This is a genomic window from Streptomyces sp. NPDC046900 (genome assembly GCF_040644975.1).
In the GTDB taxonomy this organism is placed as follows: domain Bacteria; phylum Actinomycetota; class Actinomycetes; order Streptomycetales; family Streptomycetaceae; genus Streptomyces.
In genome coordinates, this window is record NZ_JBEYXD010000159.1 from 1 (window position 1) to 9722 (window position 9722).

At 65.4% G+C, this 9722-nt stretch carries 6 protein-coding genes and 2 pseudogenes; 1 reads left to right on the plus strand and 7 read right to left on the minus strand.

Annotated features, from left to right (window positions below):
* Positions 1-440: 440 nt before the first annotated feature.
* Positions 441-1150 (plus strand): annotated as a pseudogene (locus tag ABZ904_RS49115) (transposase); the annotation flags it as partial.
* A gap of 607 nt (positions 1151-1757) precedes the next feature.
* Here the strand turns inward: ABZ904_RS49115 and ABZ904_RS49120 are convergent.
* From ABZ904_RS49120 to ABZ904_RS49150, 7 genes and pseudogenes are all read right to left on the minus strand, one after another.
* The gene (locus ABZ904_RS49120) at positions 1758-2462 is read right to left on the minus strand and encodes an alpha/beta hydrolase (protein WP_361830668.1); all 705 of its coding nucleotides are present in this window, start codon (positions 2460-2462) and stop codon (positions 1758-1760) included.
* Between the two features lie 981 nt (positions 2463-3443).
* Positions 3444-3950: a VOC family protein gene (locus tag ABZ904_RS49125; RefSeq protein ID WP_361830670.1), complete on the minus strand. Its 507-nt coding sequence runs from the start codon at positions 3948-3950 to the stop codon at positions 3444-3446.
* 253 nt (positions 3951-4203) lie between these two features.
* Positions 4204-5406 carry an epoxide hydrolase family protein gene (locus ABZ904_RS49130; RefSeq protein WP_359410887.1) on the minus strand — a complete coding sequence of 401 codons (1203 nt, stop codon included), beginning with the start codon at positions 5404-5406 and terminating at the stop codon, positions 4204-4206.
* Positions 5407-5694: 288 nt separating this feature from the next.
* Entirely contained in the window at positions 5695-6180 is a 486-nt protein-coding gene (gene msrA, locus ABZ904_RS49135) for a peptide-methionine (S)-S-oxide reductase MsrA (protein ID WP_361830676.1), read from the minus strand.
* A gap of 812 nt (positions 6181-6992) precedes the next feature.
* Positions 6993-8195: an IS110 family transposase gene (locus tag ABZ904_RS49140; RefSeq protein ID WP_361830672.1), complete on the minus strand. Its 1203-nt coding sequence runs from the start codon at positions 8193-8195 to the stop codon at positions 6993-6995.
* A 264-nt stretch (positions 8196-8459) separates the two neighbouring features.
* Positions 8460-8827, minus strand: a pseudogene (locus tag ABZ904_RS49145) (IS200/IS605 family accessory protein TnpB-related protein); the annotation flags it as partial.
* A 299-nt stretch (positions 8828-9126) separates the two neighbouring features.
* A partial coding sequence (locus tag ABZ904_RS49150; RefSeq protein WP_361830674.1) for a helix-turn-helix transcriptional regulator occupies positions 9127-9722 on the minus strand: 596 nt, incomplete at its 5' end.

Sequence of the window (9722 nt, forward strand, 5' to 3'; positions counted from 1 at the left end):
AGGACCCCAAACCGTTCGTGTGGACCAAGACCGCCGAAGAGATCCTCGACTCCCTCGCCCGATATATTCAACGAATTTCAGGCGCAGGACACTAGGTATGGGTGCACGTCTTCATGAGCGGCGTATGAGTCGGCCGCTCAGTGGGTCATCGGCAGGTCAAGCGGAAAGCCCGGTCGAGACCGCGGTGCCGCTGGTTTCCCGTCGACCGGGGTGGAGGCGGGCGTCGGCAGCGACCAGTTGTGTGGCCTGTTCGCCGGGGTGCTCGGCCGTCCCCGGCACCCGACTGCGGCAGGTCGGCGACGACGTCTGTCGAAGGTGGACCGCCAGGGGGCGCTGCACCGCCCCGCCGGCCCCAACCGTCCGACGGTCGGGTTACCTAGGCAATCGGCGTCGCACGTTTGGTGGCTAGGTCATTTGACCGCTCCGTTGCTGAGAACCTTGTGTACCGCGACAGCATCGGCCACTTGGCACGCGTCGTTCGTCGTCTGCACCGAAGGCCTGCAGCTTCCCGCCACCGTCGCGGTGATAGTCGTGGACTCGGGCGTGAAGGAGACCGCCACCACCACATCGCACGCCCACGGCCCTCCCCCATGCCCAGCACGGGAAGTCCACCGCGCAGAAACTCGCCCGCTACCAGCGGATGACGGCACGCCGCCGCCCCGCCAAGGGACAGGCGGCATCCAAGGGCTACCGCGATGCCCAGCGGCAGGCCGCGAAGCTCGACAAGAAGGTGGCGCGGCAGCGGCGGGACACTACTCGCAAGTGGGCCAAACGAGTTGCCCGCGACTACGACGCGATCGCCGTCGAGGACTTCCAGTCGAAGTTCCTCGCGAAGACCAGCATGGCCCGCAAGGCAGCCGATGCTGCCATCGGCTCCACCAAGGCAGCCCTGATCGAGATGGGTCGTAAGCACAGGCGGGACGTTCGTCTCGTGCATCCTGCGCACACCACCATGGATTGCGCATCGTGCGGAGCAAGAACCAAGCACGCGCTTCCTCTTTCGGAACGTACCTACACCTGTACCGTGTGCGGACTTGTCTCTCCGAGGGACAAGAACTCCGCGCGCGTGATGCTGGTCCGGGCTGGTCTCAACCCGGCTGGTGCCGAGGGCGTAAGACCTCCGGGAGCGCTGCTCCCGGAGGCAGCCTGAGCCAGAAATCCCCTCCCAGGGAGGTGAGGATGTGAACCTCCCCGGCCTGAAGGCCGGAGCTTCTGTCTTGTGCGCTTCAGGCGACGCGGGCGAGTGCCCTACCAGCACCCTTGCAGGCGCTGGTGTCGTTTGAGATGACAGCGCTGTCGACTGTCGTCAGCTACACCCGCCGCGGGACTGCTCGGTGCGCGGGCGGCCCGGTTCTGGGCGCTACGCCGTTCTTCCCTGCCCGCCCGCGCGCCAGGGCATCCCAGGACCTCCTGGTGGTAGGCGTGCAGTGACCGCTGGGCGGGCTCCAGCCGGTTACGGGGACTCGTAGAAGTACGAGTCCCCGAGCTGCCACACCCCCTCATCAACGCCTGCCCCCACAGTCCCGGCAACCGTACATGGCGCAACCGACACCATAAGCTGACCGACTGCCCGTGTTGACAGACCAGTTGAAGACCAAGGCACACGACTGACAATCAGCCGTCCCACAAGAAACGAAGCGTGCTCCGCCGCTACGCGGCTCCGGGTTTGAGATGAGCTAACCCGGGCGTAAACGCCCGGACCTGCGCTCAAGAAGGATGTCAAACGGTCCCACCGGGAAGCCGACCGCGCCGCCGTTCTACCCGCCGAGTTCTTCCCGCAGGATGCGGGCCAACTCGGCCGGGTTGGAGAGGAACGGTGAATGCGCGGAGTCCAACCGCCGCGTACGCTGGGCGCGCTGAGCCATGGCCTCCTGGAGAGGCACCGGAATCGCCGCGTCGGCTTCGCACACGACGTAGGTACTCGGCACCGTACGCCAGGCCGCCTTAGTGAGAGGCTGGGTGGCTGAGGCCAGCGACTGGCGGCCGAGCTTGGCGGCCGACAGCCGCGCGAGTTCGGGGTCCACGTCACCGTAGAGGATCTCCAAGGGCTGGGACACTCCGAAGAAGCCCTTGTCAGGGTGTTCGTCAGGTCGCTCCCGCACGTCCCAGTAGGGCGGGTAGACGCCGTCGGCCGCAGACAGGACGGAGTCGCCGACGTCGAGCATCAGGGCAGTGACGTAGACAAGCCGAATCACGTTGTCGACTTGCGCGGCGGCCTCGGTAATGGGGCTGCCGCCGTAGGAGTGTCCGACAACCACGGTGGGCCCGCCGATCGAGGCCAGTGTCTTCGCCACGGCGGCCGCGTCGTCGTAGAGATCCCCCAAGTCCGCCGGATCGGCTCCGCTGCTGGGCAGCGCGACGGTCCGTACATCGACGCCCGGCAGATGTTCGATCAAAGGCTGCCAGCACCACGGGCTATGCCAGGCGCCGTGCACGAGAAGCAAAGCAGGAAGATTTCTCACGGTTTCTCCATCAGCAGTGAACAGTTGACAGCAACGAGTGGTGACGGGCTATGACGTAGCGGTCTCTACCGGATTGGGGCCTTCGGCGTTGGACGAGGGCAAAGCCGCTGGTAGAGACAGGTATGCCAACATTGGGAAGCCGCCACCCGGCTGTGCAGCCAGCATCAGACCCGCCGGCAGTACGGCGAGGCAGCGCGCGTGGACCGCGATCAGTTCGAGCAGTGGATCCGCGCGCGGCCCGCCCCGCTCGGCTACGGCCTCTGCAAGGCCCGACGCCCGTTCCCTGGCCTGCACCTCGGTGTGAGCTGCTTTTGGTTTCGTGGAGTCCCTGATGCCCTGGGGTCGCCCAGCGCTGCTGCACTGGTTGCGGTGCAGCAGCGAAGTACAGCAACCTCCGCGACCGCATCCGAAGATCGAAATCTTTGACCCTCACCCGGCTGCCCTCCTTCAAGTTCGTCCTCGACCAGGCCTGGTGCACCCTGCCCGCCGTGGCCATGGGCCTGCTCTCCTGACTGCAACTCCTCGCCTTGGACGGCAGGTTCGCCAGGGGCGAACCTGCCACCGTCCGCAGCGAACTGTTGGACGTCCCAGCCAAGCTGACCGAACACGCCCGGCGTCGGGAGCTCGAGTTCGACCGGGAGTGGGCTGCCGCCCACCGGGCCGTCGCTGCGTGGGACCGCATCCAGGCCCTACCCGATCCCGGCTGACCACCGGCCCCGCCGCCCGACACCTCGGAAGGAGACGACCAGTAGCACGCTCGGTTGGTGGATGCCGACGCCGCCCGCGGCGACACGCGGCGCACAGACCTGGCCGACAGCGATCACACCGCAGAACGAACCGCCGGGAACCGGGCACCCCGGCCGAACCCCTCACGCCGGCGCGTGCACGTGAATGATCGAGGCGCGATCCGAGCACGCATCACGCCTGGGCTGTGAGGCATGACCACCCAAGTCGGCTCGAGACAAGAACGAGGTCGGAAATCTACTCGAAACCCAGGTCCAGTAGGCGCAGTTGGCTGATTTCCAGTCTGAGACCGTTGGGGTCGGCCACGAACATGCTGTGAGCCGGCTCCCACTCTGCGACTATGTACTGGATGCCCTGTTCATCGAAACGGGCCTTCAGCGCGGCGAAGGTTTCGCTGGTGACCGACAACGCTAGGTGGTGAATTCCGCCGATCGCCTCGGCGTAATCCGGATGGGGATGCCCAGGAAAGTCGAAGAAGCCAAGCAGATTCCCGTTCCCGAGATCGAAGAAGAAATGAGTCGATCCAGGGTAGTCGCCGTTTTCTATCAGCTCTACCAGCGGAAACCCCATGACGTTCTGATAGAAGAGGATAGTCTCTTCGACATCACGGCAAATGAATGCAGCATGATGGACCCCTCGTGAGGTGCTTGTGGTCCGCTCACTTGAATCCAAAAGATATTGCTGCCGCAGCTCTTTTTGGCGCTTGAGTATCGCCTGCAGCTCTTCACCCTGCGGCTGAGCCATGGTTGAAGCTCCCACTCTCGGCATGTACTTGCCTTGTCAACACAGTGATCGATGCTTTAACTACATGCACCGACTACGGCACAAACAGCGCCGGCCGGAGTTATTCGCCGGGCTTCTCGCGAAGACCGGTCTCGACCCACAACCGCCGTAACACCCGCAGAGAAAGCTCTCTGGTCGTCGGCCGCGTTCGGCAGTTACGGTGGCTTGCTATAAACGCGGGTGCGGGTGGCGCAGGCCACCCGCACCCGTGCTGCTACCGGAGAAGCTTGAAGCCGGCGCGAACCTCGGCTGCGAACAGTTCCGGCTCCTGCCAGGCGGCGAAGTGGCCTCCTCGGTCGACCTGGTTGAAGTAGACGAGGTTGGAGTAGGCCTTCTCAGCCCAGCTGCGCGGCGTCACGTAGAGCTCCTTGGGGAAGACGCTCACGGCCGCCGGGACGACAACGCCCTTGGCATCGAAGAATCCGCTCTTGTTCTCCCAGTACAGTCGGCCGGAGGACACCGCCGTGTTCGTCAGCCAGTAGTGGGTGATGTTGTCGAGCACCTCGTCGGGGGTGAGGTTGCCGATCGGGTTCCCGAGAATACCGGCGGCGATGTCCTCGTAGCTGGCGTAGTCGTGGTTCATGATCCAGGCAGCGAGCCCGACCGGTGAGTCAGCGATCCCGTAGAGGGTCTGGGGCTGCGTCGACATCTCCACCGCGTAGCCGGAGCCCGGCCCGTAGAGGAGCATCAGCTGGTCCCATGCCTCGACCTCTTCGGGCGACAGGCCCGCGGGTGCCGGGCCGGTGGTCACGAAGTTGATCTTGGATGCGACATCGGCGGGCACGATGCCGGGCATGTTCGAGTGGATGCCGAGCAGTCCGGGCGCCGCAGCAACGCCCATCAGGTCGGTCACGATCGCGCCCCAGTCACCGCCCTGGGCGACGTAACGGTCGTAGCCGAGGCGCTTCATCAGCTCGGTCCACGCGCGGGCGATGCGCTCGGGACCCCAGCCCGTCTCCCGCGGCTTGCCGGAGTATCCATAGCCCGGCATCGACGGGATTACCACGTCAAAAGCGTCGGCCGCCGTACCACCGTGGGCGGTCGGGTTGACCAGTGGGTCGATCACGCTCAGCAGCTCGACGCCCGAGCCCGGCCATCCATGGGTGATGATGACCGGCAACGCGTTCTCGTGCCGCGAGCGGACATGGATGAAGTGGATGTCGACGCCGTCGATCTCGGTGACATAGTTCGGGTGGGCCTTGAACCTGGTCTCGACCCGTCGCATGTCGTACTCGTTCGCCCAGTAGTGCGCGAGCGTCTGCAAGACCTTGAGCTGAGGGCCCTGCGAGTGGTCATCGACGACCTCACGGTCCGGCCAACGGGTGGCCTCGATCCGAGCACGCAGATCCTCGAGCTCCGCCTCAGAGGCGGTCGGGACCGTAAACGACCGAACCGCGGTGTTGATGGTCGTGGACATGAAAAAACTTTCTCCTAGATTTTTTTGTTTCCGGGTCGACGCAGATTCGTCGATCCGACCATGGATATTGACGGATAATTCCCTTGCGTCCCCATTTCGCCAGAGACGCTATCGAAACAGTGAAGGATTGTCACATTCGACACTGTCACCTGATTCGCACTGACGAAAACATGGATTGCATACGCAAGCATCCGAGCTCGGCTTATATGGCCTAAATTTCGCAAGACCCTAGGAGGTCGACCATAGCGGCCGCGCTCGCAAGAGAGCGCAGGTGCGACGGGCGCTGGATCAGGAATTTGCGCGCTTCGGCAGCCACCAATTCGCGCGCGGGAAATGACAGGTATAGCCCTCTGAGAAACGCTGCAGATAGTCCTGGTATTCAGATTCAGTTTCCCAGGACTCGTCAGCCGGAACGACTTCGGTCACCACCCTTCCCAGCCGCAGGCCTGAGGTCACGACATCGGCGATGGTCTCCTCGGCGACGCGTCGCTGCTCATCGTCCCGATAGAAGATGGCGGAGCGGTAGCTGGTGCCGACATCGTTTCCCTGCCGGTTCATAGCGGTGAGGTAGCGGATCCCGACGAAGTATTCCAGGACGGCACGGTATTCGGTTGCGGCGCGATCGAAGGTGATCTCTATCGACTCGGCATGGCTTCCGTGATTGTGACACGTCGGATAGGGCATGTCGCCGCCGCTGTATCCCATCCGAGTGGTCAAGACGCCTGACAGCGCCCGAAACAGCTCCTGGATGCCCCAGAAACAGCCGCCCGCCAGTCACGCCTTTTGTTGAATTCTACTCACGACCTGTCGTCCTTATTTCATGTAAATTCGTGTGCGGTCCTTGACGGTCGGCGCCTCCCCCGGCCGGCACAGGGTCGTGCAGACCGTTTCCGTTCTCCAGCGCCATCTCATAGTGAGCCCCAACTGCCCCCCTCGGTAACCTGCTAAATGACCTAGTTTTTGAAGGTGACACATCGTTGTTCTTCAGTCATTTGACCGTCGCTGCTGGACGGCCACAGGCCATCGCCGGCTGCCCCGTGCCCAGGAGACTTATTCACGAGCTGGTTCTCGTGACCAGTGAGGCGGCCCTGCCCGGTAGCTTGGTGTGTTCCACTACGTCAAGTACCGACTGGGGCAAGGTCGTTGAGCTGGACCGTTACGACGGGGCTGGACAGGGATCAATGGGACGGGCTGGTGGGGCGGGTCCACGCGGCGCTGGTGGAGAATCCCGACCGTTCCTATGGACTGAGCATGAGTTGTACAGGCACAGCCGGGCGCTGCGAACGGTGTTGAGCGTCCTGGTTTCCCGCGCTCGGTCTGTATCCGGGCTCGGCGCATCGTGTGCGTGGTCTGGTGATACGGGGGCGGGATTCCTCACGTCCAGGGGCGTCGTGTCCGGCCTGGGCGGTCCGATGCACGACGATCGCTCACACAGGTCGAAGAAGAAGCGGCGGGGCTTGCCGCACGGGTTGCCGTGCTCATCGAGGCGGCGAGGTGGTCGGCGTTGGTATCCACGCCGACCAGCTCGCCGACGCGGGCCACATCCAGGGGCACGGTCTTGACGGGGGGTGCCTCTATGTCTTTCGTCAAGCCAGGCGTGGGGTTCGGGGTTCGTAGAAGGTGCCGTCGCGGAGCATGGCGAACAGCACGCTGATGCGGTGGCGGGCCAGGCGGAGCAGCGCTTGGGTGTGGGTTTTTCCGCGGGCCCGGCATCTGTCGTAGTAGGTGCGAGAGGCGGGATCGTGCAGTGCGGCGAATGCGGACAGGAACATCGCGCGTTTGAGCTGCCGATTGCCGCCTCTGGGCGCGTGTTCGCCGTGGATGGAGGTCCCTGACGACCTGGTCGTGGGGGCGAGGCCGGCGTAGGAGGCGAGGTGGGCGGCGGTGGGGAAGCTGGTGCCGTCGCCGACGGTGACCAGCAAGGTGGCGGCGGTCCTGACCGCGACCCCCGGCATCGAGGTCAGGACCGGGGAAAGAGGGTGAGCCTCCAGCAACTGCGCGATCTGCGTTTCCAGGGCGCGTCGTTGTTCGTGGACGGCCGCGAGCGAGCGGGCCAGCGACGGGATCACCACGTCGAGGGTGCCGGTACCCGGAACTACGACGGTCTGTTCGTCGAGCGCGTCGAAGGCGTCGTCGATCAGCCGCTCTGCCATGCGCGGGGCCTTGGGGCGGATGACCTCGACGAGTTTGCGGCGGCCGGCTTTCCGCAGAGCCTGCGGGGAGCCGTAGCGTTCCAGCAGCCAGGTCACCGCGGGGTGGTCCAGGCGCGGGCCGAGGACGCGTTCCAGGCTGGGGTGGAACTGGGTGAGCAGGCCGCGTATTCGGTTGGAGGTGCGGGTGGCCTCGGCCGCCAGGTCCTGGTCGAAGCCGACCAGCACGGTCAGCTCGGCGGTGATCTCGTCGGTCAGTTCCAGCGAGCGCAGGGTGTGCGGCATGGTGCGGGCGGCGTCCGCGATCACTGCTGCGTCCTTGGCGTCGGTCTTCGCTTCTCCCGGGTAGAGATCGGCGATCCGCCGCATCGCGAGTCCGGGCAGGTAGGCGACCTTGCAGCCGGCGTCCCGGGCGACGGTCAGAGGGAGGGCGCCGATCGAGGCGGGCTGGTCCACGATCACTAGCACGGTGCCGAACTTCGCGGCCAGTTTGTCGAAGACGGCCCGCAGCTTCGGCTCGCTGTTGGGCAACTGCTTGTCGAAGACCTTCTTTCCGGCCGGGGTGAGCCCGTGCCCGTGATGGGCACTCTTGCCGACGTCCAGGCCGAGGAAGACGCCCACGTCGTCAATGTCGTACAACTTCATCCTCCCGAACCGGGTTCGTGCGGTGCTGGCCAGGGTGTTGGCGTCGTATGCGCGCATCCACGTTATGCAGACCTGCCGCCCGCGGGATGCCAGGCATTGCGCCAGGCCAGGCGGTAGTCAGACCTCTCATCAGCGTCTCCAACGGCGCCTCTCGGGCCCGGTGACACCACCCCCCAGGTCATCCGCTCGACAGGGGGGAACAGTCATGCCGGGCCCGGAGGCCAGCGGTCCCCTTGCAGGACCGCGAAGAAGATAACGGGGGATCGTCCATGACGCGGTCAGGTACCAGCGTCCGCGCTGCAGTCGTAGCAGACGCGGTAGGCGACGGCACGGTTCGCCAACACCCACTCGGCCCACTCCTTGCTCCGGTCGTGCAAGGCCACGGCGCTGGTTAACACGTACCGGCCTTGCGGGGCGTTGGCACGGTGTGCCGGCGGTGCCGGGAGCTTGAGGGAGACGACGCCGTCAGGGGTGACGCGGATCGTCTCGCTGCCGAACCGCTTGCCCGATTCCCCATCGGCTTGGAGGAACCAGCGCGACGCTTCCCACCGCCGCCGCTCAGCCCCCGTGAGCTGAGCCGCTTCCAGGTTGTACCGGACCTTCATCAGGCGCCCGCCGCCACGCACGTGGTGTTGCGGCAGGTGGGAACGCATCTCGGCTCGCTGGCCTCGAGTAAACCACGTCCTACCGCGGGCTACGCAAGACCCACCTTGGCCACGTCCTGACTGCCGCCGGACTCAACCTCCACCGCCTGAATACGTGGTGGAGCGGCACCCCATCGGCACCACCCCCATCAGCCAATTCACCCGCCTCGGACTGGAACGGGCCGCTTGACCATCACGCCACCCGCGACCGAAGAGACCGCGATCGCGACTCACGGCTGTAGTACCGGCCCGGAGGTCCGAGCCGGGCGGAATCAGGGTGATCAGATGTCCGAGGCCGCACCGGATTCCAGGGCGTCTCGCAGCATGGCCCGCGAGGTGATGCCGAGTTTCGGGAAGATCTGGTAGAGGTGGGCTCCGACGGTCCGGTGGGAGAGGAAGAGACGTTCGGCTATCTGCTTGTTGGTCAGGCCGGACGCCGCCAGCTGGGCGATCTCCATCTCCTGCGGTGTGAGCGCATGCGTGCGCTCTTGTCTTGCACGCCGCGTGTTCGCGCCGGCGGCGCGGAGTTCCTTCCCGGCGCGGTCCGCCCACGGCCAGGCTCCCAGCCGTTCGAAGGTGGCCAGGGCGACACCCAGCGGCTCCCTGGCCTTCTCCGTCGCCCTCATACGCCTCAACCGCTCGCCGAGGAACAGCTGTACGCGGGCGAGGTCGAAGGGCCACCGATCCGCTCCGGGGATGTCCAACGCCTTCTCGAACAATCGCACAGCCTCGGCGTCCTCGGGTGTGCACAACGCGGCGGAGGCCTGCGCGGCCAGGGCGAACCGTGGAGAGAGCGCTGCGACGTCGGCGTCCTGCATCGCCCGCACATGGCGCACCGCCTCCTCCTGGCGGCCGGTGCGGAGTGCCGCCTCGACCA

Coding starts and splice junctions, on each gene's coding strand:
- ABZ904_RS49130 (WP_359410887.1), bottom strand. CDS start 5,406: ATGTCCACGACCATCAACACCGCGGTTCGGTCGTTTACGGTCCCGACC.
- ABZ904_RS49125 (WP_361830670.1), bottom strand. CDS start 3,950: ATGGCTCAGCCGCAGGGTGAAGAGCTGCAGGCGATACTCAAGCGCCAA.